This window comes from Pantoea sp. JGM49 (assembly GCF_018257655.1).
Lineage (GTDB): Bacteria > Pseudomonadota > Gammaproteobacteria > Enterobacterales > Enterobacteriaceae > Pantoea > Pantoea communis.
Genome location: NZ_JAERJM010000023.1, coordinates 1 through 24,980, shown reverse-complemented (window position 1 = coordinate 24,980; position 24,980 = coordinate 1). Strand labels below are relative to the sequence as shown.

The following is a 24,980-nucleotide window of genomic DNA, read 5'->3' as shown; positions in this document are numbered from 1 at the left end:
AGCAGCGACAAAAGAATTCGCGCGTCAGCTTGCCTTGTGTTGCCATCTAAAAGGGTGACTGTCCAACTGAATTCTCCTGTTTGAAGTTGGCGCCATTATATTCCTGAAGACTTCGAAGTAAAGTTAATTATTTCCGTTCAGCAACGAGTTTAAATTCCGTTGTAATTTGGTTGATGAAAGGACAAAAATTAGCGAGTCTGTAGCACTGCGCGGCGCGATAACAATAACAGCATATTTAACAGGCTTATAACCAATCCGCCGCGCTTAGAACCGTAAGGCATATGCATAGCCATAAATTGACTATTCTTCATTACTGCGCTCTCGTAAACTCGCGTTACTTTTTTAAGGCAAGGAAACAACATGAAAAAAATCATTCCCTCACTGCTGGCTTTATCGCTGGTAGCCGCCTTCTCTGCTCAGGCCGCAACACCAAAAGATACGCTGGTGATTGCGCAGTCGACTGATGATGCTGATAGCTTTGATCCGGCACAGGGCTTTGAACTCACCACAGTGCAAGCATTCACTAACATCTATCAACGTCTGGTTCAGTCGGATCCGACCAATCCCACCGATCTGAAGCCAACGCTGGCCACCTCCTGGACGCCAGGCAGTGACAATCGCAGCCTGACCTTTGAACTGCGCAAAGGCGCGCAATTCGCCAGCGGTAATCCGCTGCGTCCGGAAGATGTGATCTTCTCGCTGGGTCGCGTGGTGAAACTTAACCTCGACCCTTCCTTTATTCTGACGCAGCTCGGCTGGAATAAAGACAATGTTGATACCTTCCTGAAGAAAGTCGATGACAATCACGTACAGATCAGCTGGAGCGCCAACGTCAGCCCGGCCTATGTGCTGAGCCTGCTGTCTGCACCGGTCTCTTCGATTGTGGATGAGAAAACTGCACAGGCGAATGCCAAAAACGGTGACTTCGGTCATGCCTGGTTAGGCACCAATTCAGCGGGTAGCGGCCCGTATCAGATTCGTAAAGTGGTGCTGCATGAAGTGGTACTGCTGACCGCCAACCCGACCTCACCGGCGGGCGCTCCGAAGCTGAAAAACATTCTGATCAAGAACGTGCCGGAACCTGCTGCGCGTCGTCTGCTGCTGGAACAGGGCGATGTGGATATTGCTCGTAACCTCGGCGCAGACCAAATTGCGGCGCTGAAAGGCAAAACGGGCGTGAAGACCGAAGCGATTCCGATGGCCTCGCTCTACTATATTCAGTTCAACGTCGGTGAGAATCCAGTGTTGAAGAACCCGGCACTGTGGGAAGCGGCGCGTTACCTGTTCGACTACAAAGGTATTGCTAACGACCTGCTGAAAGGCCAGTTCGAAGTACATCAAACCTTCCTGCCTAAAGGTTTCCTCGGTGCGTTGAATGACACGCCGTACACCTACGATCCGGAGAAAGCCAAAGCGATTCTCAAGAAAGCAGGTTTAACCAATGTCAGCTTTAAGCTCTCGACCAGCAATCAACCGCCATATCTGGATATTGCGCAGGCATTACAGGGCAGCTTTGCCAAAGGTGGCGTGAAAGTCGAAGTGCAGCCGGGCCTGAGTTCTGAAGTCTCTACTCGCGTGAAAGCGCATCAGTACGAAGCGACACTGAACGCATGGGGTGCGGATTACTTCGATCCGAATACCAATGCCGCCTCCTTTGCTTACAACCCTGAAGATGGCAGCAAAACCATTGCTTACCGTTCAGACTGGCATATTCCAGAGCTGAGTAAACAGACGCTGGCCGCCACCGCTGAAGCGGACAGCAACAAGCGTGTTGAACTGTACCAGGCGATGCAGCGCGAAGTGCTGAAGAACTCGCCATACGTGATCGGCTTGCAGGCGCGCAACCTGATTGCGCTGCGCGATAACCTGAAAGGCTATGTGCAGGGGATTAACCCAGACATGGTGTATTACTCGCAGATTTCTAAGTAATGGCAGTGTCTGCTTCACAGGCCGGGTTCGCCTGGCCACTCTGGCAACGTTTTAGCCGTCTGGTCACCAGCCTGTTATCGCTGCTGGTGACGTTGATTGGTTTGTTAGCGTTCACTTTCATGCTGTCGCACCTGTCGCCGGTTGATCCGGTGCAGCAAATCGCCGGCGATCACGCCAGCGAAGCCACCTATGCACAGGTGCGCCACGATCTCGGCCTCGACCAGCCGGTGCTGGTACAGTTCTGGCGCTATATCAGCCATCTGGCGCAGGGCAATTTAGGGCTTTCACATCTGACCAATCAGCCTGTCAGCACGGATCTGATGCGCACCTTCCCCGCCACCATTGAACTCGCCACCTGTGCGATGATCTTTGCCGCCGTGTTTGGCATCACTTTAGCCTTGCTGGCCGCGTGGAAGCCGGGCAGCGTGATCGATAACGTAGCGCGCTTTATCTCGCTGCTCGGCTATTCCGTTCCGGTATTCTGGCTTGGTCTGCTGGGTCTGCTGCTGTTTTACGCGGTGTTGCATTGGTCTGCCGGGCCGGGACAGTTGGATGATATCTGGATCTACACGCTGGAGCCGAAAACCGGCTTTGTGCTGATTGATAGCTGGCTATCTGGCGATCCAGAGATGTTCCGCAATGCGATTGCCCATCTGTGGCTGCCGGTGATGATTCTTGGCTTACTGGCGATGGCCGGTATTACACGCTTATTGCGTGCCGCGCTGTTAGAAGAGAGCAGCAAAGAGTATGTGATTCTGGCGCGCGCCAAAGGCGCAGGGCGGACTCGCATCCTGCTGCGTCACATCTTCCCCAACGTGCTGGGGACGCTGATCACGGTCATCGCCCTCTCCTACGCCACCCTGCTGGAAGGTTCGGTGTTAACCGAAACGGTCTTCGCCTGGCCCGGTGTCGGACGCTACATGACCAACGCGCTGTTTTCCTCTGATACACCAGCGATTCTCGGCTCGACCCTGCTGATTGGCAGTTGCTTTATTCTGCTTAATGCCGTGGCCGATGCCCTCACCTGGTTAACCGATCCGAGAACACGATGACTCAACAACTCTCTGAACTGGAGACAGTTCGTCCGCGCCGCCGCCGTGCGCGCGTGACTTCACTGACCATCGGTCTGACGCTGGTGGTGATCGTGGTGGCAATGGCACTGTTCGCCCCACTGCTGGCACCGTTCGATCCCAACGCCCAGGTGATCGCCCAGCGTTTGCAGGCCCCTTCCGCGCTGCACTGGTTTGGCACCGATGGCTTTGGCCGTGATTTGCTGTCACGCGTGATTTATGGTGCACGTCCTACGTTGTTGCTGGTGTCACTGATTCTGGTACTGACCATTCCGGTGGGCCTGCTGGTCGGGATTACTGCCGGCTATGTGGGCGGCTGGACCGAACGCGTGTTGATGCGCATCACGGATATCTTCCTGTCGCTGCCGAATCTGGTGATCGCGCTGGCGCTGGTGGCCATGCTCGGTCCGGGATTGATGAACGGCGCACTGGCGCTGGCACTCACTAGTTGGCCACCGTTTGCCCGTCAGGCGCGTGCGGAAACCCTGGCACTGCGCCGCAGTGATTATCTGGCGGCTGCGCGCATGCAGGGTATTACCGGTTTGCGCTTAATGTTCGGCCATATTTTACCGCTGTGTTTGCCAACCGCCGTGGTGCGCGCGGCGCTGAGCCTCGGCGGCATCATTCTCTCCGCTGCGGGCTTGGGCTTCCTGGGCATGGGCGTGCAACCGCCAACCGCCGAATGGGGTTCGATGGTGGCGGAAGGCAGTAAAGTGATTTTCGACCAATGGTGGGTGGCTGCCGCCCCCGGCGGTGCGATTCTGTTCGCCAGTCTGGCGTTTAATCTGACAGGCGATGGCCTGCGCGACCGACTGGATACCCGTCATGCCAAATGATCTGTTAATTGATGTGCAGGGGCTGACCATCCGCAGCGAAGATACGCTGTTAGTGGATAATATCGCCTTTCAAATAGGCCGTGAGCGCGTGGCGCTGGTGGGTGAATCCGGTTCGGGCAAATCACTGACGGCCCGCTCGCTGATGGGACTGCTCTCTCCTTCATTGCAGCTGCAGGCCGATCGCTTACAGGTGGTGGGTGCCGATGCGCTCAACCTGCGCGAACGCGACTGGATCGCCCTGCGCGGCGGCAAAGTCGCGATGGTGATGCAGGATCCGAAATACGCCCTCAACCCGACTCGCACTATTGGCTGGCAGGTCGAAGAACCGCTGGTGCTACACCGCAAACTGAGCCGTGCCGAACGTAAAGAGAAAGTGTGCGAGATGCTGGATGCGGTCGGTCTGCCGGATCCCCGTCAGTTGATGAAGCGTTATCCGCATCAGCTTTCCGGCGGCATGGGGCAGCGTGTGATGCTGGCGATCGCTTTGATCACCGATCCCGATCTGCTGATTGCCGATGAACCGACCTCGGCGCTTGATCATGCGATGCGCGATCAAGTGCTGGCACTGATTCGTCGTTTGGTGGAGCAGCGCAATATGGGCTTACTGCTGATCAGCCACGATCTGCAGCAGGTCTCTGAGCACTGCGATCGCGTGATGGTGATGTACAAAGGCAAATTGCTGGATACGTTGCCTGCGGCAGAGCTATCTAATGCGACTCATCCTTACACACGCACGCTATGGTCCTGTCGTCCCAGTAAAGCCACGCACGGTGAACGCTTGCCGGTGCTGGATCGTGCTGCGCTGGAGGCCAGCAATGATTGAGTTAAACAATCTGAGCGTGTCGCATAAGCAGGGCTACGAACTGCGCACCGTGGTGCATGACGTATCCTTGCAGGTGGCGGCGGGAGAATGTTTCGGTCTGGTGGGGCCATCGGGCTGCGGCAAGTCATCGCTGCTGTGGGTGATGGCAGGTTTGAACTCGTTCTGGAGCGGCAGCATGCAACTGGCCGGCACCGATGTGCAGCCAGGTAAAGCCTTTACCGGTCCGCTGCGTCGTGATGTGCAGATGGTGTTTCAGGATCCGTATGCCTCACTGCATCCACGCCATCGTCTGCGCCGCACCCTGGCTGAACCGTTGAAGATGCTGAAGCGCGATAATATCGACGACCGCATCAATCAGGGTTTTCGCCATGTCGGGCTGGATCCAGCGCTGGCGGATCGTTATCCGCATCAGCTGTCCGGCGGCCAGCGTCAGCGCGTGGCGATTGTGCGCGCCCTGCTACTGGAGCCGAAAATCCTGTTGCTGGATGAGCCAACCTCAGCACTGGATATGTCGGTGCAGGCGGAGATCCTGAATCTGCTGAATGATTTGAAGCAGAATGATGGGTTGACCATGGTGCTGGTAAGTCACGATCCCGATGTAATCGATCATATGTGCGACCGCGCGGCACATATGGCGTTGGGTCGGATTGTCGGTTAACGCATTTTCACTCAACCGTTGCGGCGCGATTTTTTCATCCGCATCTAAAGCGATCATATCGCAAACAGATGCATGCTCCATCGTGCCGCCACGGACAGGCGTAAATTGATGCACCATTCAATTTACGCCAAATATGATCTCTGCTTAATGCGCCATCGCCTGCAGCGTCTCGCTGCGAATCGACTCGGTCACTTCGGCCTTTAACGCCATAAATTCGGGTGAGGTTTTAATGGTGTAATCGCGCCCATTGTTGAAATTCACTGCCACCTCCTGCTTGATGCGGCCCGGTCGGGCGCTGAAAATCGCTACCTTGTTAGCCATGAAAATCGCTTCATCGATATCGTGGGTGACGAACAGCACGGTCTTGCGCGACTGCTCCCACACCGACAGCAATAGCTCCTGCATCATCACGCGCGTCTGATTATCCAGGGCGCCAAACGGCTCATCCATCAACAGCACTTTGGGATCGTTGGCCAGCGCACGGGCGATCGCAGTACGTTGCTGCATGCCGCCCGAGAGTTGGCGCGGATAGTGCTGCGCAAAGCCGCGTAATCCCACCTGCTGGATGTAGTAGTCGCTGCGCTCTTTCTGCTGCGCTGCACTGATGCCACGCTCCTGCAGGCCAAAGCGGATGTTCTCCTCCACCGTCAGCCACGGAAACAACGTATAGCTTTGGAACACCATGCCGCGATCGGCACCCGGCCCTTCCACGCTTTTACCGTCCAGCCAGATTTCCCCGCGCGTGGGCGTATCCAGTCCGGCGATGATGCGCAGCAGAGTGGATTTCCCACAGCCCGAAGGGCCGAGAATGGTAATGAAATCATTCTCTTCCACCTGATAATGAATCGGCTGTAGTGCCTGAGTTTGCTCGCCTTTGGGGCCGGTAAAAATGCGCTCGACGCCGCGCACGTTGAGTTTGCTGTGTTTCATTACAGGGTGCTCCATGCAAACAAGCGCCGATTGAGCACTTTGAACAGGTAGTCAGAGATCAAGCCAATGCAGCCGATCACAATGATGCCGAAGATAATCTGCCCGGTATTCAGCAATGCCTGACTGTCGACGATCATATGGCCGATGCCACTTTCCGATCCGATCAATTCGGCAACGATGACGTAAGTCCACGCCCAGCCGAGCACCAGGCGCAGCAGTTCAGCAATGCCCGGTGCAGCACCGGGGATCAGCACGCGACGCACGATCGAGCGGTTGCTGCAGCCCAGCGTGTAGGCCGCTTCCACCAGATCGCGACGGGCGCCGCTCACCGTGACCGCCACCATCAAGACGATTTGGAAGAAGGAGCCAATAAAGATCACCAGGATCTTCTGGGTTTCACCGATACCGGCCCACAGAATCAGCAACGGCACAAACGCCGAGGCCGGTAAATAACGGCAAAAGGAGACGAAGGGTTCAAGAAACGCTTCCCAGGTTTTATAGGCACCCATCATGATGCCCAGCGGCACACCTATCACGGCCGCCAGCAGGAAGCCCGACAGAACGCGCATCACCGTCATGCCGATATCCAGCGAGAAGTTGTACTCGGTGAACAGCACCACACCTTGCTGCAGCATGGTGAGAGGATCGGCGAGGAAAGTAGGCGACACCATGCCGCCCAGCGTTACCAGCGTCCATACCGCGATAAACAGCACAAAGAACGCCACGCCGAGCGCGACACGTAAGCGCAGCGAAATCGCTTTCAGCGGCACCATCAACGGATTGTGCCAGCGCTGCGGCGCCTCCGGCAGCGCTGCTGGCGGAGTCACGGGTTGGCTTTTACTCATCTCCATCTCCTTTCTCCTGCTTACTGCACGAAGCTGGCGTCGTACAAGCTCTTCACATCCGGCATTTTCTTGATCACGCCTGCACGCAGCAACAGTTTGCCTGCTTCATCACTGAAGGTTTCAATTTCACCATTGAAGAATTTCTTGTTCTCTTCCGGCCCCTGCCAGCGCAAATAACTGGCCGACTCCGCAAACTCTTTGCCAGTGGATTTCACCGCTGCACCCATGATCTCGTTGGATTTATCCGGCTGCTGTTTGATCATCTCCAGCGCATCGTAATAGCTGGCCACCAGCGCTTTCGCGGCCTGAGGATGTTCTTTCAGGAACGTCGGCGTACAGCCGAGCGTGTCCATGACCATCGGATAATCCAGCGTGGTGGCGAGGATCTTACCTGTCTTAGGCTGGTTGCGGATCACCGAGAGATAAGGTTCATAGGTCACTGCCGCATCGTTTTGACCCGCAGCAAAAGATTGTGCCGCCGCCTGCGGTGCCATGGTCGCGAGACGCACGTCTTTCATCGTCATGCCGTTTTTGTCCAGCATCCACGCCAGCAGGAAATACGGTGAGGTGCCGGGCGCATCCACCGCGATGGTTTTGCCTTTCAAATCTTTGATGCTGGTGATGTCACTGCGGGCGGCGAGGCCATCGGCACCGTAAGATTTGTCCAGCTGAACGATCTGCTTAATCGGCACGCCTGCGGCGTTCCAGGAGATGTAGGTTTCAACCGTGGTCGCCGCGCACTGGATGGTGCCGGAAGCCACCGCCAGATGTCGGCTGCTCTGCGGGATCATCTTCACATCGACATCAAGGCCGTGCTTTTTGAAAATCCCAGCTTTATCGGCCAGCGTCAGTGGGGCAAATCCGGTCCAGCCGGAAATACCGATGGCGACTTTGGTGTCGGCCGCCTGTGCTCCTAAAGCACTGGCGCACAGGACTGCGGCGGTTAATGCATGAACAACGAGTTTCACTGGCTTGCCCATCTTCCACTCCTGATAAAGGTGATGAAAAACAACAGTTGTATAGTCTTATCTATACAAGCCAAGCAATGGCTGTGCCAGATTGTGAAAGCCCATTGTGATGGGGAGAGGGGGTTGAGATCGCGCACTGAAACGGTGCATAAACCCTATGCCGATGATCACACTGGTGCGAAAGCAACCTTCGGCGGATGGCGCTATAATCACGCCAATTTTTCAACAGAAGGAACACCGTATGACGGTGAAATTGCGTCCGCTTGAGCGAGAAGATCTGCACTTTGTGCACCAGTTAGACAACAACGCCAGCGTGATGCGTTATTGGTTTGAGGAGCCGTACGAAGCTTTTGTCGAGCTCTCGGATCTCTACGACAAGCATATCCACGATCAAACAGAGCGTCGTTTTGTCGTTGAACACGATGGGCAAAAAGCGGGATTGGTGGAACTGGTCGAGATCAATCACGTACATCGTCGCGCTGAGTTTCAGATCATCATTGATCCGGGGCATCAGGGCAAAGGCTTAGCCAGTCAGGCGGCTAAACTGGCGATGGATTATGGCTTTTCGGTGCTCAATCTCTACAAACTCTACCTGATTGTTGATCAGGAGAATGAGAAAGCGATTCACATCTACACCAAACTGGGATTTGAAGTGGAAGGCGTGCTGAAGCACGAATTTTTCATCAATGGTGAATACCGCAATACCATTCGCATGTGCATTTTCCAGCAGCAGTATCTGGCGCAGCATAAATCCGGTCATGCCATGGTGAAGCCGACAGCACAATAGCTTGAAATCGGCTCTCATTGTCGCTGCCGTCTTGAATATCAAACGGCAGCTAAGTGATTTATCGCTTTTAACCAAAAAGATGATGCTGAACCTTAGCAGCGCGGTTTATCGCGCATCTCTCAGCGACATACCTGCTTCGGAGATGCACAAAAAATTGCGCCGCGACCACGCCATGCGGTTTAACCGCCGCGCGCACCCACCACGTTGAGACGTGGCTGAGGATGTTCAGGTTTCAGGTCGTACATGCCGCCATAGAACGGATCCACCAGCAGCCAGCCGGGGAAGCCCAGTAACGGGATATTACCCAGCAGATACCACAGGTTGGCACTGGCCTCGATCGGCAGCGTCACCGGCACGTAGCCCGGACTCTCCAGCATCACCTGATAGTGTTTTTTACCAAAATAATTACCCGTGGATTTTGCCAGCTCGACGGTTTGTGGCGTGTAGCCCTGCGCCACTGCGCGGCCGGTTTCATCCTGCACGGTGAAACGCGCGCCTTGCGGGACAGAGTCGATTTTTACCGGCTGCGTTTCCGTGCCGACAATGGTGGCACAGCCGCTCAGCAGCAATGCAGTGGCAGGAAGAAGGTGTCGCAGGTTCATGGCAGGTCCGCTATAGAATCAGATAGGACAGTCTAAACTGCCCTATCCTGCTTTTCACTCGCCTCAATCGCCCTATCAGTGCTGCTTTTCTGGCCTTTATTGCGGTTGACAACAGGCGGCAATCGCCGCGATATCTTGCGGTGTGGTGCGGCAACAGCCGCCAATCAGCCGCGCGCCCGCTTGTTGCCACTCAGGGAATTTATCCTGCAGCGTGCAGCCCGATGGCGCCGAGTGCCAGGTTTTGCTGCTCGCATCGTACTGTTCACCGGAATTGGGGTAAACCAGCAGCGGTTTAGCACACAGCGCCTGCAAGGTTTGCAGCGCCGGTGTCACGCTCTCCAGCGCTACGCAGTTGATGCCCATCGCCACCACCTGTGGTGCCGCATTGACCAGCTCAGCGACCTGACTCAGCGGCGTGCCATCGCTGATGTGTTGCGCATCACGCAGGGTGAAGGAGAACCAGGCGCTGCTGTTTGGGTACACTGCCAGCAAACTCACCAGCGCCTGCGCTTCGGCAAACGACGGCAGGGTTTCACACGCCAGCAAATCCACGCCTGCGTCCAACAGCGCCTTGACGCGCGGGCGATGGAAATCTTTCATCTCCGCTTCTGGCAGGGCGTAATCACCGCGATACTCAGCACCATTAGCAAGGTAAGCGCCATAAGGCCCAACGGAACCGGCCACCAGCAAAGCGGCTTCACTGCCTGATGCCGCACGATAATCATCACGCGCACGTTGTGCCAGTTTCACACTTTGCTCGATCAATGTGAGCGCTTGCGCCTCATCCAGCCCACGCGCCGCAAAGCCCTGCGGCGTGGCCTGATAGCTGGCGGTGATCGCCACATTGGCGCCGGCCGCAAAATAGTCGTAATGCACCTGATAAATCAGCTCAGGGTTTTCCATCAGCACTTTGGCAGACCAGAGCGCATCGGCGAGATTGCAACCGCGCGCCTCCAGTTCGGTCGCCAGCGCGCCATCCAGAATCAGTGTGTCATGTTGTGTTAAGGCTTCTGCGACAGGATTACGCGACATCATTGGCCTCCCCGGCCTTCAGGTTACGTCGATGCGTGACATGGTATGCGGCATAGCAGAACAGCACAAATGGAATGCCACACCACAGCGCAATACGCTGCGACGGATCGAAGGCCAGCCCTACACACGCCAGCAGGCACAGCAGGAAACCGAGAATCGGCGTTAGAGGATAGAGTGGCGCGCGATAGGCGAGTTGTTGCAGCGAACCGCCTGCGGCCAAGTGGCGACGACGGAACACATAGTGCGAGGCACAGATACTCAGCCACACCGCCACCACCGCAAAACCTGAAATGGCTGACAGCGCCACAAATACGGTATCCGGCGCGATCACGCTGGAGAACAGCGCCAGCAGGCCGCCCAGCATACTGACGGTGATCGCCAACACCGGAATCCCACGGCGGTTCACCTGGGCGAAACAGCGCGGCAAGGTGTTCTCATTCGCCAGTGACCACAGCATCCTGCCCGATGCATACAGACCCGAGTTGGCGGCGGACAGGATCGCCGTCAGGATCACGAAATTGAAGATATCGGCCGCATAGGGAATACCGATCTTCTCGAACACCAGCACAAACGGGCTTTTGACGATGCCCGCCTGATCCATCGGGATCAACGCCGCCAGCACAAATACTGTACCAATAAAGAAGATAATCAATCGTGCTACGGTCGTGCGGATCGCCAGCGGCAAGGCTTTCTGCGGCTGCTCGGTTTCGCCAGCGGCAATACCAATCAGCTCAGTGCCGGAGAAGGCGAAGTTCACCGCCACCATGGTCATCAGAATCGGCAAGGTGCCGTGCGGTAACCAGCCTGAAGCCGTCAGGTTATTCAGGCCCGGTGCGGCACTGCCATCCTTCATCGGGATAAAACCAAACATCGCGCCCGCGCCAAGAATGATAAAGGCAATGATGGTGACCACTTTGATGATGGAGAACCAGAACTCCCCTTCCGCGAAGAAACGCGTGGAGACGATATTCAGCAGATAGATGGCGATGCAGAACACCAAACACCACAGCCACACCGGCGTGGTGGGGAACCAATACTGCATACAGAATCCGGCGGCGGTCAGGCTGGAGCCGAGCGCCACCGTCCACGTCAGCCAGTAGAGCCAGGCCACAGTATAGCCAGTTGCCGGGCTGAGATAGCGCGCCGCATAGACATGGAAAGCGCCGGTTTCCGGCATCGCTACGGCCAGTTCGCCGAGACATACCATCACCAGCCACACCACCAGCGCGCCGATCAGATATGCCAGTAGCGTGCCCGCCGCACCGGTGGTTGAGATGATATAGCCGGTATTGAAGAACAGTCCGGTGCCAATCACGCCGCCGAGCGACAGCATCACCAGATGCCGCACTTTCATGGTGCGCTTAAAGTTTTCCTGCGAAGGAGTTTCCTGCTGTTGCATGGTTTTTATCCGTATGGACGTCTGAACATCTATATGGACACAGGGTTATACGCGCCAGCGTGTCAATTTGCAACGTGGCAAAGGGTGAGGGTTTTAAAAAGTCGGGGGGTGGCCCCGCGTCAACGGGGCACCACATCAGGCGCCAAATACGCCTTGCAGATAGCGCTCAAGCGCGATACGCGAGCTAAAACCGTGCGGAATACCGTAATGTTCCTGGGATTCACCCATCAGATAAAGCGGGAACTGGGTGTAATGATCGCAGGTTTTCATTTCTGAGGCGGGCTCGGCAAAGTGCTGACTTTTCTCTTTCAGCGTGGGGTGAATGATCAATGCGGTGCGGCCCATGCGCGCTTCGCGATTGACGTAGACATAATTTTCACCACGACGATAACCGTAGATTTTTGGCGTCAGGGTGTCCATTTCGAACCCTGCTTTTTCCAGTACGCGCGCTACCTCATCCGGACGTAAATACATGCTTGCTCCTCTCTTCTCACAGCCCCGCAACCTTACAACAGCCCGACATACAGGACATTCGGAATTTCCCTAAAGCCTGGCACACGCCTGCGTTTAGTCACGTTTCGTCTACACTCAGTATTACTTGTTAAATCAAAGGGAGCGAAAAAATGTTTAATCGCGTAAGCAAAAACGATGACATTGATATCAATCAGGATGTAAACGAGCTGGCAGATTCGCTCGAAGCATTACTTAAATCTTACGGCAGCGAAGCCAAAGATGAAGTGGATAGCGCACGCAGTAAAGCACAGTCGCTGCTGAAGCAGACCCGCGCAAAACTGAACGGCGGCAACAGCCGCGTTTCTCAGGCAGCGCGTGACGCCAGTTATCAAGTTGATGCCTACGTGCATGACAAACCCTGGCATGGCGTGGGTGTCGGTGCAGCCGTGGGTCTGGTGTTAGGTGCGCTGTTAATGTCACGCCGTTAACCATCATTAGCGTTTAAAGAGAGCCTCGCGATTGCGGGGCTTTTTTGTGCCTGCCGCACAATGATAGGGCACAAAATTTGACCTAAATTTTGCCTCCCTCGCTTTTACAAAAAAATTTTCGGGCCTGGAAGGTGCATGATCTCTGGTGTTAGCGTTTATCCGAAGATAAAAATACAAAATCCCTATATCTGGTGGGCTTGACCACCACGAGCACTACATCTAGTATTCAACCCATCAACTCACTACCAGATGTCGTCAAGGACGAAGTTCGCTGCAAATAGGATTTTGCTTCGTATCTCGCATCCAGACCGCAATCAAAGGGAAATACGAATCATGCGCATTATTATTTACATTAAAAACAATTGTGTCCAGTGCAACGCGACTAAAAATGCCATGGACCGCAAAGGTATCGACTATCAACTGATCAATCTCGATACCCAACCGGAAGCCATTGATAACCTCAAATCCCTTGGCTATCGCCAGGTGCCCGTCGTCATGACCCATGATGACCACTGGAGCGGCTTCCGCCCTGACAAAATCGCCAGCCTGCGCCAGCTCGCTGCTGTCGGGGGATAAGCGATGTTCCCACTGGTGTACTTCTCCAGCCAGTCGGAAAACACGCACCGATTTATCACTCGTCTGGGACTGCCTGCTTGCCGCATACCGCTTGATGGCAAGCAGCGCCTGCATATCGACCAACCCTTTATTTTAGTGGTGCCGAGCTACGGCGGCGGCAGTGCGCGGGGTGCGGTGCCCAGACAAGTGATTCAATTCCTCAATGATGACGCCAACCGACGCGGTATCCGCGGGGTGATTGCTGCCGGTAACCGCAACTTCGGTGAAGGCTATTGCCTGGCAGGCGACATTATTGCGCAGAAATGTCAGGTTCCTTATCTCTACCGCTTTGAGCTGATGGGAACCCCCGACGATATCGCTAATGTAAAAGCGGGAGTAACCCAATTTTGGCAACGACAGACACCCTGAACAGCACGCAGCTGGATTATCACGCGCTCAATGCGATGCTGAACCTGTATGACGCCGATGGCCGCATTCAGTTCGAGAAAGATCACGAGGCTACGCGCCAGTTCTTCCTGCAGCATGTAGAGCCGAATACCGTACAGTTCGCTTCGGCGGCCGATCGCCTGCGCTATCTGGTTGAGGAAGGCTACTATGAAGCCACGGTACTGAATCAGTACGACTTCAGTTTCCTGTGCCAGCTGCACGATGAAGCCGATGCCTGGGGTTTCCGTTTCCACACCTTCCTCGGTGCGTGGAAGTTTTACACCAGCTACACGCTGAAAACCTTCGACGGTAAACGCTATCTCGAAACTTTCGAGCAGCGCGCCTGCATGGTGGCGCTGACGCTGGCACGCGGCAACGAATCGCTGTCACGCGAATTGCTGGCAGAAATGCTCAGCGGCCGCTTCCAGCCAGCCACCCCAACCTTCCTCAACTGCGGTAAACAGCAGCGCGGCGAGTTAGTCTCGTGCTTCCTGCTGCGCATCGAAGACAATATGGAATCGATTGGGCGTGCGGTGAACTCGGCGCTGCAGTTGTCCAAACGTGGCGGCGGCGTGGCCTTCCTGCTCTCTAACCTGCGTGAATCCGGTGCGCCGATTAAGCGCATCGAAAACCAGTCGTCTGGCGTGATTCCGGTAATGAAGATGCTGGAAGATGCGTTCTCTTACGCCAATCAGCTTGGTGCACGCCAGGGCGCGGGCGCGGTGTGGCTGAACGCGCATCACCCCGATATCTTCCGCTTCCTTGATACCAAACGCGAAAACGCCGACGAGAAGATCCGTATCAAGACGCTGTCGCTGGGCGTGGTGATCCCCGATATCACCTTCCAGCTGGCGAAAGAGAATCGCGATATGGCGCTGTTCTCGCCGTATGACGTTGAGCGCATTTACGGCAAAGCGTTCGGTGATATCAGCATCAGCGAGTTGTATGAAGAGATGCTGGCCGACGATCGTATCCGTAAGACTTACATCAAGCCGCGTGATTTCTTCCAGACGCTGGCAGAAATTCAGTTTGAGTCAGGCTATCCGTACATCATGTACGAAGACAGCGTGAACCGTCACAACCCGATTGCTGGTCGCATCAATATGAGCAACCTGTGCTCAGAGATTTTGCAGGTTAACAGCGCCAGCGAATTCTATGACGATCTTAACTACCGCCGCGTGGGCAAGGATATCTCCTGTAACCTCGGCTCGCTGAACATCGCGCATGCTATGGATTCCCGCAATCTGGCACAGACCGTTGAAACCGCCGTGCGCGCGTTAACAGCGGTTTCTGAGATGAGTGAAATCAATTCGGTGCCGTCGGTGGCGGAAGGCAATCGTCGTTCACATGCGGTGGGCCTGGGTCAGATGAACCTGCACGGCTATCTGGCGCGTGAAGGCATGGCTTATGGCTCGGAAGAAGCACTGGATTTCACCAATCTCTACTTCTACTGCGTCACCTATCACGCGGTGCGCACGTCGAACCTGCTGGCACAAGAGCGCAATCAGAGTTTTGATGGCTTTGAACAATCGCAGTACGCCAACGGTCACTACTTCGATAAGTATGTGGATCGCGCCTGGCTGCCACGCACCGCGCGTGTGGCACAGATTTTTGCCGATGCAGGCATTGCGCTGCCAAGCCAGGCCGACTGGCAGGCATTGCGCGAATCAGTGATGCAACACGGCTTGTTTAACCAGAACTTACAGGCGGTGCCGCCAACCGGTTCGATCTCGTACATTAATCACGCGACATCGAGTATTCACCCGATCGTGTCGCGCATTGAGATCCGTAAAGAGGGTAAAACCGGCCGCGTTTATTATCCGGCGCCGTTTATGACCAACGAGAATCTGGATCTCTATCAGGATGCGTACCAGATTGGTCCGGAAGCGATTATTGATACCTATGCCGAAGCCACGCAGCACGTCGATCAGGGCTTGTCGTTGACGCTGTTCTTCCGCGATGACGTCACCACGCGTGACATCAACAAAGCGCAAATTTATGCGTGGAAGAAAGGTATCAAAACGCTCTATTACATTCGTCTGCGCCAGATGGCGCTGCAAGGCACCGAAGTCCAGGGCTGCGTCTCCTGCTCATTGTGATGAAAACTATGCAACTTAAACAAATTCAAGCGATTAACTGGAACCGAATCCAGGACGAAAAAGACCTCGAAGTGTGGAACCGTCTGACCAGCAACTTCTGGCTGCCGGAAAAAGTGCCATTGTCCAACGACCTGCCAGCCTGGCAGTCGCTGGACCACCAGCAACAGCAGCTGACCATCCGCGTGTTTACCGGTTTGACGCTGCTCGACACTATCCAGAACGTGATCGGCGCGCCGGGCTTGATGGAAGACGCCATCACGCCGCATGAAGAAGCGGTGCTGTCGAATATCAGCTTTATGGAAGCAGTGCATGCGCGTTCCTATAGCTCGATTTTCTCCACCCTGTGTAACACCGCCGATGTCGATGCGGCGTATCGCTGGAGTGAAGAGAACGAAGCGTTGCAGAACAAGGCGAAGATTGTGCTGGAGTACTATCGTGCCGAGGACCCGCTGAAGAAGAAAATCGCCAGCGTGTTCCTGGAATCGTTCCTGTTCTACTCCGGTTTCTGGCTGCCGATGTACTGGTCAAGCCGTGGTAAATTGACCAACACCGCTGACCTGATTCGTTTGATTATTCGCGATGAAGCGGTGCACGGTTATTACATCGGCTACAAGTACCAGAAGGCACTGGAAAAAGTTGACGATACACGCCGTGAAGAGCTGCAGCAATTTGCCATCGATTTGCTGCTGGCGCTGTATGAAAACGAAGTGGTGTACACCGAAGCGCTGTATGCGGATGTCGGTTGGGCAGAGGAGGTGAAAACCTTCCTGCACTACAACGCTAACAAGGCGTTGATGAATCTGGGATATGAGGCATTGTTCCCGTCAGAGCTGACGACGGTGAATCCGGCCATTCTCTCGGCTTTGTCACCGAATGCCGATGAAAACCACGATTTCTTCTCCGGTTCAGGTTCTTCCTACGTGATGGGAAAAGCCGTGGAAACCGAAGACGAGGACTGGAATTTCTAGCCTCTGGCATGTAGCACAGGGCGCGCCACAGCGCGCCCTTTCAGCGCCTTGATATTTCCCGTTCAGATTACCAAATATTCTCTCGTTATTTCCGTTTCTCACCTTCATTATTTTGTCATTTTAGCGCCATTAATTCGTCCATTATATCGCCTACATAAGCGCAATTTATTCGTGTTTCACTGAGCATTTGCCGTGAAAGCGGGTTAATTTCATAAAAAATTCAGAAAAAAATGATTCGCTCTCATCCCTTGTGAGCACTGGAATTATCGCCAATCTGCACGCGCTCGCTCAGCCAAATATCCGAACAAAGGGTTGTCAGATATTCTCACTATGCTAGGTTATAGGGCGCTTAAATTTAATCGAGATCACTACAAGAAATAGCTAAACATTTAACCGGGAAATTAATTACTGCATGGCAATTAAACTCGAAGTAAAGAACTTATATAAGGTATTTGGGGATCACCCCGAAAAGGCATTTAAGCTGATTGAGAAAGGCGAAAGCAAAGAGAGTATTCTGGCGAAAACCGGTCTCTCCGTCGGCGTAAAAGATGCCAGTCTGGCCATTGAAGAAGGCGAGATCTTCGTCATCATGGGGCTCTCCGGTTCAGGGAAATCCACCATGGTTCGCCTTCTCAATCGTCTGATCGAGCCCACTCGCGGCCAGGTGATCATTGACGGTGTCGATATTGCGAAAATATCGGATGCTGAACTGCGTGAAGTGCGCAGAAATAAGATCAGCATGGTATTCCAATCCTTCGCATTAATGCCCCATATGACGGTGCTGAATAATACCGCCTTCGGCATGGAATTAGCGGGCGTGCCGTTACAGGAACGTCAGGAAAAAGCGCTGGAAGCATTGCGTCAGGTGGGACTGGATAATTATGCTCACTCCTATCCAGATGAACTCTCCGGCGGTATGCGTCAACGTGTCGGATTAGCGCGCGCGCTGGCGATCAATCCCGATATTTTACTGATGGATGAAGCCTTCTCCGCCCTCGATCCGCTTATTCGTACCGAAATGCAGGATGAGCTGGTCAAACTGCAGGCGAAACATCAGCGTACCATCGTATTTATTTCCCATGACCTCGACGAAGCCATGCGTATTGGCGATCGCATCGCCATCATGCAGGGTGGCGAAGTGGTGCAGGTCGGTACGCCGGATGAAATCCTCAATAATCCCGCTAACGATTATGTGCGCACCTTCTTCCGGGGGGTCGATATTAGCCATGTGTTTAGCGCCAGGGATATTGCTCGTCGCAGCGCCGGTGCACTGATTCGTAAAGCGGCCGGTTTTGGCCCACGTTCCGCCATTAAACTGCTTCAGGATGAAGACCGCGAATATGGCTATGTGCTGGAGAAACAGAAATTTGTCGGCGTAGTTTCAACCGATTCACTTAAAGCGGCACTGGCTGCGGGTGAAGGTCTGGATAGCGCCCTGCTTGAGACGCCGTTAGCGGTTCCTGCGGATACCTCACTGAACGATTTGCTCTCCCACGTTGCACAAGCGCCCTGCGCGGTGCCGGTGGTCGGCGAAGAGAATCAGTACGTCGGTATTATTTCCAAAAGCATGCTATTGCGCGCTTTAGATCGTGAAGGAGCCCAGTCATGAGTGAACAAACCAGCAATCCGTGGGATAGCGCCAGCCAGACCACGCAGCAACCCGCGACGACAGATTCGAGCGCGGCAGCCAGCAGTAGCGATCCCTGGGGCGGCAGTAGCAGCAGCGCACCCGCCGACAGCACGTCCAGCAGCGGTTCCGCCGATGCATGGGGCGATCCTTCAGCGGCGAGCGGTGGACATGATGCCGCCAGCAGCGCAGCCAGTAGCAGTGGTTCAGCCGATGCATGGGGTGATCCATCAACGGCGAGCGGCGGACATGATGCTGCCAGCAGTGCCGCCAGCAGCAGTGACTGGCTCAACAGCGCGCCTGCTCCGGCTCCCGAGCATTTCAATATCATGGATCCGTTCCACAAGACCTGGATCCCACTCGACAGCTGGGTGACCGAAGGCATCGACTGGGTCGTCAGCCATTTCCGCCCGGTGTTCCAGGGCATTCGCGTGCCGGTCGACTATATCCTCAGCGCATTTCAGCAGTTGCTGCTGGGCATGCCCGCGCCCGTGGCGATAGTGGTATTTGCGTTGATTGCCTGGCAAATTGCCAGCCCGGCCATGGGAATCGCGACTCTCATTTCATTGATTGCGATTGGTGCTATTGGCGCTTGGTCGCAAGCGATGGTGACACTGGCGCTGGTACTGACCGCCCTGCTGTTCTGCATCATCATCGGCCTCCCGCTGGGGATTTGGCTGGCACGCAGTGAACGTGCGGCACGCATTATCCGACCGTTGCTGGATGCGATGCAGACCACACCGGCCTTCGTGTATTTAGTGCCGATCGTGATGCTGTTCGGTATCGGTAACGTGCCGGGCGTGGTGGTGACCATCATCTTTGCGCTACCGCCGATGGTGCGTCTGACCATTCTTGGCATTAAGCAGGTACCTGCCGATTTGATCGAAGCGAGCGAATCCTTTGGTGCCAGCCCACGTCAGATGCTATTTAAAGTGCAGCTGCCGCTGGCGATGCCGACCATTATGGCCGGTGTGAACCAGACGCTGATGCTGGCGCTGTCGATGGTGGTTATCGCTTCAATGATCGCTGTGGGTGGTTTAGGCCAGATGGTGCTGCGCGGTATCGGTCGTTTAGATATGGGTCTGGCAACTGTCGGCGGCGTGGGTATCGTGATTCTGGCGATTATCCTTGATCGCCTGACTCAGTCGTTCGCCCGTGATAGCCGCAGCCGTGGCAACCGTCACTGGTACAGCACCGGTCCAATTGGCCTGCTGCTGCGCCCCTTCAGTAAAAAAGCCTGATTTCTATGGACGGCCCAGCGTGGCCGTCCGTCTCCGACGCAACACGTAAAATAAGGAATGACTATGCGCAAGACAGCTCTGTTCGCTGCCGTCCTGACGACGTTCGCCGCGACGCACGTGTCCGCCGCCGACCTGCCGGGTAAAGGCATCACCGTTAAACCGCTGCAAAGCACCATCGCAGAAGAAACTTTCCAGACGCTGATTGTCAGCCGCGCGCTGGAAAAACTGGGCTACACCGTTGAGAAGCCGGGCGAAGTCGATTACAACGTGGCCTACACCACCATCGCGGCAGGTGATGCCACCTTTATAGCCACTAACTGGAAACCGCTGCATGACGACATGTATAAAGCGGCAGGCGGTGATAACAAGTTTTACCGTGAAGGCACTTACGTTGGCGGCGCTGCTCAGGGTTATCTGATCGATAAGAAAACCGCCGAGCAGTATCACATCACCAACATCGAACAGCTTAAAGATCCGAAAATCGCCAAACTGTTCGACAGCAACGGTGACGGCAAAGCCGACATGACGGGCTGTACGCCGGGCTGGGGCTGTGAAGCGGTGATTAACCACCAGAATAAAGCCTATGGCCTGGCGGATACGGTTACGGCCAACATGGGTAACTATTCAGCGATGGTGGCTGACACCCTGGCACGCTACAAGCAAGGCAAACCTATCCTTTATTACACCTGGACACCTTACTGGCTGAGCGACGTGCTCAAACCGGGTAAAGATGTGGTTTGGCTGCAGGTGCCATTCTCTTCCCTGCCAGGCGAGCAGAGCAAAGTGGACACCAAACTGCCTAATGGTAAAAATTACGGTTTCCCGGTCAACACTATGCACATTGTGGCCAACAAAGCCTGGGCTGAGAAAAACCCGGCGGCGGCAAAACTGTTTGCTGAAATGAAATTGCCGATTGGCGATATCAACGCCGAAAACGCGGCGATGCATGCGGGTCAGGCTTCTGAAGCTGACATCAATCGCCACGTAGATGGCTGGATCAAAGGCCATCAGGCCGAGTTTGATAAGTGGATTTCTGACGCACAAGCGGCGGCAAAATAATCCTCTTCCCTTTAAAGCGGCCTTTTGGCCGCTTTTGTTCTCAATACCCGCACAGTTCGTGCGTTATAGCGCACTGGTACGTCCTGTCAATTAACACACCATTGAAATAATTTTTTGGGTTACTATTAACCACAAATGATTATCTACGCTTTTCTTCCGCCATGAATGCTGCTAAGCCGAGACTTATCTCTGCGCTGCCTGAGGTTAAATTCTCTCAACGAATGCAATTCATCATTTTAGCTGGTACGGTATTGGTACCGGAATTGTTATGATTAAGTTAATTAACCCATTGATTTCGTGATGTAATGCGTTCAGCTAAAGTGTTTAGAAAGCGTAAAGACCAACCCAATCACGTGAGTGAGACTATTCATTGATGATTGAGTTTGTTATGGTTAGCAGCACAGTTATTCACCAGAGTTATTTTTTCTCGCGAAATTATTTTTTCTTAAAAATATTTCACGATGTGAATTGATGACAATGTAACCATTCTGCGTGGCACATTGTCAGGGCGAAGTGCCCAGGGTTATGGAACGACCTGGAATGCCAGATGTTGACAATGTGATCGTGCGAACAATCACTGGCGGAAAATATGACTACGCTTAATCTGTCACCATCCTTACTATACCAGTTGCAACTAAGAGGTTTTTTTTAAAATGGAAAGTTCGTTTACTCCCATTGAACAGATGCTGAACATCCGTGCTAACCGCCATAAAGATTTTCCGTTGCAGGAAATCATCCTGACTCGTCTGTGCATGCATATGCAGGGAAAACTGCTGGATAACCGCAACAAGATGTTGAAGGCGCAGGGAATTAACGAGACCTTATTCATGGCGCTGATTACACTTGATGCGCAAGAAAACCAGAGCATCCAGCCTTCAGAACTGAGTTCTGCGCTGGGTTCCTCACGCACTAATGCAACACGTATTGCCGATGAGCTGGAAAAACGCGGCTGGATCGAGCGCCGCGAGAGCGATAATGACCGTCGCTGCCTGTATCTGCACCTGACAGAGAAAGGTAACGAATTCTTACGTCAGCTGCTGCCGCCTCAGCATCAGAGTCTGCAGTATCTGTGGTCTTCGCTCTCTACATCCGAGCAGGATCAGCTGGAAGCGATTACGCGCAAGTTGCTTAACCGTCTTGATAAAATGGATGAAGATCAGGTTATCGCTTCCCTGTCGCGCTAATAGCAAGAAGTGCGACACAATCACCTTCCGAAATCGCTATTTTAATCCCCTTTTATCCGGCCAGCGTCTTATACGCTGGCTTTTTCGACTCGGGAAACCGTGTTGAAGGATCAACACAGCCCGGCTAAATGGAAAACGTGGAGAACAACATGAGTGCGACCGCGGAAGCGCAAAGCCCGCAACAGCCAGCGAATAAAAAGAAGAAGCGCAAAGGTGTGCTGATCCTGCTGGCTATCGTGTTTGTATTGATTGGGGTGGCGTATCTGGCCTACTGGTATTTGGTGCTGCGCCATTTCCAGGAAACCGATGACGCCTATGTGTCAGGTAATCAGGTGCAGGTGATGGCACAGGTTTCCGGCAGCGTGAATAAAGTCTGGTTCGATGACACTGACTTCGTGAAAAAAGGCGATATTTTGGTGTCGCTGGATAAAACCGATGCGGAGCAGGCGTTTGAAAAAGCGCAGACTGCACTGGCCACCAGCGTCCGCCAGACGCATCAATTGATGATCAACGGCAAGCAGTATCAGGCCACCATCAAGCTGCAACAGACCGCGCTGGATCAGGCTGAAGCCGATCTGAAACGTCGTGAGCCGCTGGGTGCATCAAACCTGATTGGTCGTGAAGAACTGCAGCACTCACGTGATGCCGTGGCCACGGCGAAAGCGCAACTTGATGTCGCCGTGCAGCAGTACAACGCGAACCAGGCGATGATCCTGAACACCGATCTGGAACAGCAACCCGCCGTCAAACAAAGCGCGGCTGAACTGCGTGATGCCTGGCTGGCGCTGCAGCGTACCGATATCCGTAGTCCAATGGATGGCTATATTTCGCGTCGTAGTGTTCAGGTCGGTTCGCAGATCTCCACCAGCACGCCGCTGCTGGCGGTAGTGCCTGCCACGAATTTGTGGATTGATGCCAACTTCAAAGAAACGCAGCTTTCCGGTGTGCGCATCGGTCAGCCCGCTACTGTGATCAGCGATATTTACGGTGATGACGTGGAGTATCACGGCAAAGTTGTCGGTCTGGATATGGGCACCGGCAGCGCCTTCTCTCTGCTGCCGGCGCAGAATGCGACAGGTAACTGGATCAAAGTGGTTCAGCGTTTACCGGTGCGTATTGAGCTGGACCCGCAACAGGTGGCCGAACACCCGCTGCGTATTGGTCTCTCCACCTTAGTCAAAGTGGATACCCAGAACAAAGACGGGGCCACACTGGCCAGTAGCGTGCGTCCACAAGCGGCGTATGAAAGTAACGCATTGGCAATCGACCTCGCGCCGGTTAACAAGCTGATTACTGATATCGTTCATGCCAACGCCGATTAATTCCGCGGGAGGCTGTGATGGCACAAAAACCGCTTGAAGGTGCGCCGTTAGTCCTGATGACCATCGCCTTATCATTGGCGACGTTTATGCAGGTTCTCGACTCCACCATTGCTAACGTAGCGATCCCAACGATCGCCGGTAACCTTGGTGCCTCGAACTCACAGGGCACCTGGGTGATTACCTCATTCGGGGTGGCAAACGCCATCTCGATACCGATTACCGGTTGGCTAGCCAAACGTATTGGTGAAGTGAAGCTGTTTACCTGGTCGACCATTCTGTTTGTACTGGCCTCATGGGCCTGCGGCATGTCAGAAAGTCTGGAGATGCTGATCTTCTTCCGTATCATTCAGGGTGTGGTTGCCGGTCCATTGATTCCGCTGTCGCAAAGTTTGCTACTGAACAACTACCCGCCGGCCAAGCGCAGCGTGGCGCTCTCGCTGTGGGCAATGACGGTGATCGTAGCTCCGATCTGCGGCCCGATTCTCGGCGGCTGGATCAGTGATAACTACCACTGGGGTTGGATCTTCTTTATCAACGTCCCGATTGGTGTGGTCGTCGTCGCGCTGACTCTGCAAACCCTGCGAGGACGCGAAACCAAAACCGAGATCCGCCCGATTGACATCGTCGGTCTGGTGCTGTTGGTCGTGGGGATTGGTTCGCTGCAGGTGATGCTCGACCGGGGTAAAGAACTCGACTGGTTTGGCTCCACGGAAATCATCGTACTCACGGTAGTCGCCGTGGTGGCGCTGGCAGTGCTGTTGGTGTGGGAGCTAACGGACGACCATCCGATTGTCGATTTGTCGCTGTTTAAAAAGCGCAACTTCACCATCGGCTGTTTGTCGATCAGCCTGGCTTACATGCTTTACTTCGGCTCGATCGTGTTGCTGCCGCAGCTGCTGCAGGAGGTATACGGCTACACCGCCACCTGGGCAGGATTGGCGTCAGCGCCGGTCGGCATCATTCCGGTGATCCTGTCGCCGATCATTGGTCGCTTTGCCCACAAGCTGGATATGCGGCGATTGGTGACCTTCAGCTTTATCATGTACGCGGTGTGCTTCTACTGGCGTGCATATACGTTTGAGCCGGGGATGGATTTTGGTGCGTCGGCATGGCCGCAGTTTATTCAGGGCTTTGCCGTGGCGTGCTTCTTTATGCCACTGACCACCATTACGCTGTCAGGGTTGCCGCCAGAGCGTATGGCAGCAGCATCAAGCCTGTCGAACTTTGTGCGTACGCTGGCCGGTTCAATCGGTACGTCGATCACCACCACCATGTGGACGGATCGCGAATCGATGCATCACAGCTATCTGTCTGAATCGGTGAATCCATTCAACCCGAATTCGCAGCAGATGTATGACCAACTGCAAAGCATGGGCATGACGCAGCAGCAAGCTTCAGCCTACATTGCACAGCAAATTACCAATCAGGGCCTGATCATCTCAGCGAATGAGATCTTCTGGGCATCAGCGGGGGTATTTTTGATCTTGCTGGTTCTGGTGTGGTTTGCACGTCCGCCATTTGGCGCGGGCGGTGGTGGTGGTGGCGCGCACTAAACAGTAGAAACAAAAACGGGCCTTTCGGCCTAATGCCAGTCAGTTAAGCCTGACTGGCATTTTTTCTTCTGGCTGTCGGATATTTATAGGGTCTCTCTTTCACCA

24 protein-coding genes are annotated in these 24,980 nt (G+C 54.4%); 17 read left to right on the top strand and 7 right to left on the bottom strand.

Annotated elements, in window-relative coordinates; genetic code table 11:
* Positions 1-360 precede the first annotated feature (360 nt).
* The 5 genes from JK231_RS24195 to JK231_RS24175 are packed head-to-tail and all read left to right on the top strand — an operon-like array spanning position 361 to position 5,316.
* Positions 361-1,929, top strand: a complete 1,569-nt coding sequence (locus JK231_RS24195) for an ABC transporter substrate-binding protein (RefSeq protein ID WP_211729813.1) — start codon at positions 361-363, stop codon at positions 1,927-1,929.
* On the top strand, positions 1,929-2,981 hold the full coding sequence (locus JK231_RS24190) for an ABC transporter permease (RefSeq protein ID WP_211729812.1): 1,053 nt from the start codon (positions 1,929-1,931) through the stop codon (positions 2,979-2,981). Before JK231_RS24195 ends, JK231_RS24190 begins: the two co-directional genes overlap by 1 nt.
* Positions 2,978-3,835 (top strand): ABC transporter permease, encoded by an 858-nt coding sequence (locus JK231_RS24185; protein WP_034825506.1) that lies wholly within the window; start codon positions 2,978-2,980, stop codon positions 3,833-3,835. The genes JK231_RS24190 and JK231_RS24185 overlap by 4 nt, the downstream gene beginning before the upstream one ends.
* Complete coding sequence (locus tag JK231_RS24180) at positions 3,825-4,658, top strand: ABC transporter ATP-binding protein (RefSeq protein WP_160834638.1); 834 nt, start codon at positions 3,825-3,827, stop codon at positions 4,656-4,658. The genes JK231_RS24185 and JK231_RS24180 overlap by 11 nt, the downstream gene beginning before the upstream one ends.
* A complete protein-coding gene (locus JK231_RS24175) occupies positions 4,651-5,316 on the top strand; it encodes an ABC transporter ATP-binding protein (protein WP_211729811.1) in 666 nt (221 codons plus the stop codon). Before JK231_RS24180 ends, JK231_RS24175 begins: the two co-directional genes overlap by 8 nt.
* Before the next feature lie 144 nt (positions 5,317-5,460).
* On the opposite strand, the gene JK231_RS24170 is transcribed toward JK231_RS24175, so the two are convergent.
* From JK231_RS24170 to JK231_RS24160, 3 genes are read right to left on the bottom strand one after another with little or no spacing between them, the layout of a single operon-like run.
* Positions 5,461-6,246 carry an ABC transporter ATP-binding protein gene (locus JK231_RS24170; protein WP_058959180.1) on the bottom strand — a complete coding sequence of 262 codons (786 nt, stop codon included), beginning with the start codon at positions 6,244-6,246 and terminating at the stop codon, positions 5,461-5,463.
* On the bottom strand, positions 6,246-7,091 hold the full coding sequence (locus JK231_RS24165) for an ABC transporter permease (RefSeq protein ID WP_160869411.1): 846 nt from the start codon (positions 7,089-7,091) through the stop codon (positions 6,246-6,248). Before JK231_RS24165 ends, JK231_RS24170 begins: the two co-directional genes overlap by 1 nt.
* Before the next feature lie 20 nt (positions 7,092-7,111).
* On the bottom strand, positions 7,112-8,071 hold the full coding sequence (locus tag JK231_RS24160; RefSeq protein WP_211729810.1) for an ABC transporter substrate-binding protein: 960 nt from the start codon (positions 8,069-8,071) through the stop codon (positions 7,112-7,114).
* A gap of 229 nt (positions 8,072-8,300) precedes the next feature.
* Here JK231_RS24160 and speG point away from each other — a divergent pair, with 229 nt between their 5' ends.
* On the top strand, positions 8,301-8,846 hold the full coding sequence (speG, locus tag JK231_RS24155) for a spermidine N1-acetyltransferase (RefSeq protein ID WP_034825496.1): 546 nt from the start codon (positions 8,301-8,303) through the stop codon (positions 8,844-8,846).
* Between the two features lie 179 nt (positions 8,847-9,025).
* Here speG and JK231_RS24150 read toward each other — a convergent pair whose 3' ends face one another.
* The 4 genes from JK231_RS24150 to JK231_RS24135 form a co-directional block, all read right to left on the bottom strand.
* Complete coding sequence (locus JK231_RS24150) at positions 9,026-9,448, bottom strand: hypothetical protein (RefSeq protein ID WP_038645291.1); 423 nt, start codon at positions 9,446-9,448, stop codon at positions 9,026-9,028.
* Between the two features lie 96 nt (positions 9,449-9,544).
* Positions 9,545-10,480, bottom strand: coding sequence for a homocysteine S-methyltransferase (mmuM, locus tag JK231_RS24145; RefSeq protein WP_211729809.1), 936 nt, complete (start codon positions 10,478-10,480; stop codon positions 9,545-9,547).
* Complete coding sequence (gene mmuP / locus JK231_RS24140; RefSeq protein ID WP_211729808.1) at positions 10,470-11,879, bottom strand: S-methylmethionine permease; 1,410 nt, start codon at positions 11,877-11,879, stop codon at positions 10,470-10,472. The genes mmuM and mmuP overlap by 11 nt, the downstream gene beginning before the upstream one ends.
* A 135-nt stretch (positions 11,880-12,014) precedes the next feature.
* Positions 12,015-12,353, bottom strand: coding sequence for a DUF2002 family protein (locus JK231_RS24135; RefSeq protein ID WP_034825485.1), 339 nt, complete (start codon positions 12,351-12,353; stop codon positions 12,015-12,017).
* Positions 12,354-12,502: 149 nt separating this feature from the next.
* On the opposite strand from JK231_RS24135, the gene JK231_RS24130 reads away from it, so the two are divergent.
* The 11 genes from JK231_RS24130 (at position 12,503) to emrB (ending at position 24,875) form a co-directional block, all read left to right on the top strand.
* Positions 12,503-12,820, top strand: coding sequence for a DUF883 family protein (locus JK231_RS24130; RefSeq protein WP_058959185.1), 318 nt, complete (start codon positions 12,503-12,505; stop codon positions 12,818-12,820).
* A gap of 333 nt (positions 12,821-13,153) precedes the next feature.
* Positions 13,154-13,396, top strand: a complete 243-nt coding sequence (nrdH, locus tag JK231_RS24125; RefSeq protein ID WP_211729807.1) for a glutaredoxin-like protein NrdH — start codon at positions 13,154-13,156, stop codon at positions 13,394-13,396.
* Between the two features lie 3 nt (positions 13,397-13,399).
* The gene (nrdI, locus tag JK231_RS24120) at positions 13,400-13,804 is read left to right on the top strand and encodes a class Ib ribonucleoside-diphosphate reductase assembly flavoprotein NrdI (RefSeq protein ID WP_034825480.1); all 405 of its coding nucleotides are present in this window, start codon (positions 13,400-13,402) and stop codon (positions 13,802-13,804) included.
* Entirely contained in the window at positions 13,783-15,921 is a 2,139-nt protein-coding gene (nrdE, locus tag JK231_RS24115; RefSeq protein WP_160869403.1) for a class 1b ribonucleoside-diphosphate reductase subunit alpha, read from the top strand. The genes nrdI and nrdE overlap by 22 nt, the downstream gene beginning before the upstream one ends.
* An 8-nt stretch (positions 15,922-15,929) precedes the next feature.
* Positions 15,930-16,889, top strand: a complete 960-nt coding sequence (gene nrdF, locus JK231_RS24110; RefSeq protein ID WP_097118706.1) for a class 1b ribonucleoside-diphosphate reductase subunit beta — start codon at positions 15,930-15,932, stop codon at positions 16,887-16,889.
* Positions 16,890-17,301: 412 nt separating this feature from the next.
* Positions 17,302-18,498 (top strand): glycine betaine/L-proline ABC transporter ATP-binding protein ProV, encoded by a 1,197-nt coding sequence (proV, locus tag JK231_RS24105; protein WP_034825478.1) that lies wholly within the window; start codon positions 17,302-17,304, stop codon positions 18,496-18,498.
* Positions 18,495-19,757, top strand: a complete 1,263-nt coding sequence (proW, locus tag JK231_RS24100) for a glycine betaine/L-proline ABC transporter permease ProW (protein ID WP_097118695.1) — start codon at positions 18,495-18,497, stop codon at positions 19,755-19,757. Before proV ends, proW begins: the two co-directional genes overlap by 4 nt.
* A 63-nt stretch (positions 19,758-19,820) precedes the next feature.
* On the top strand, positions 19,821-20,816 hold the full coding sequence (gene proX, locus JK231_RS24095; RefSeq protein WP_058959187.1) for a glycine betaine/L-proline ABC transporter substrate-binding protein ProX: 996 nt from the start codon (positions 19,821-19,823) through the stop codon (positions 20,814-20,816).
* Positions 20,817-21,469: 653 nt separating this feature from the next.
* Positions 21,470-22,000, top strand: a complete 531-nt coding sequence (gene mprA, locus JK231_RS24090) for a transcriptional repressor MprA (protein WP_211729806.1) — start codon at positions 21,470-21,472, stop codon at positions 21,998-22,000.
* 149 nt (positions 22,001-22,149) lie between these two features.
* Positions 22,150-23,322 (top strand): multidrug efflux MFS transporter periplasmic adaptor subunit EmrA, encoded by a 1,173-nt coding sequence (gene emrA / locus JK231_RS24085; protein ID WP_211729805.1) that lies wholly within the window; start codon positions 22,150-22,152, stop codon positions 23,320-23,322.
* Positions 23,323-23,336: 14 nt separating this feature from the next.
* The gene (emrB, locus tag JK231_RS24080) at positions 23,337-24,875 is read left to right on the top strand and encodes a multidrug efflux MFS transporter permease subunit EmrB (RefSeq protein ID WP_141399025.1); all 1,539 of its coding nucleotides are present in this window, start codon (positions 23,337-23,339) and stop codon (positions 24,873-24,875) included.
* Positions 24,876-24,980 lie beyond the last annotated feature (105 nt).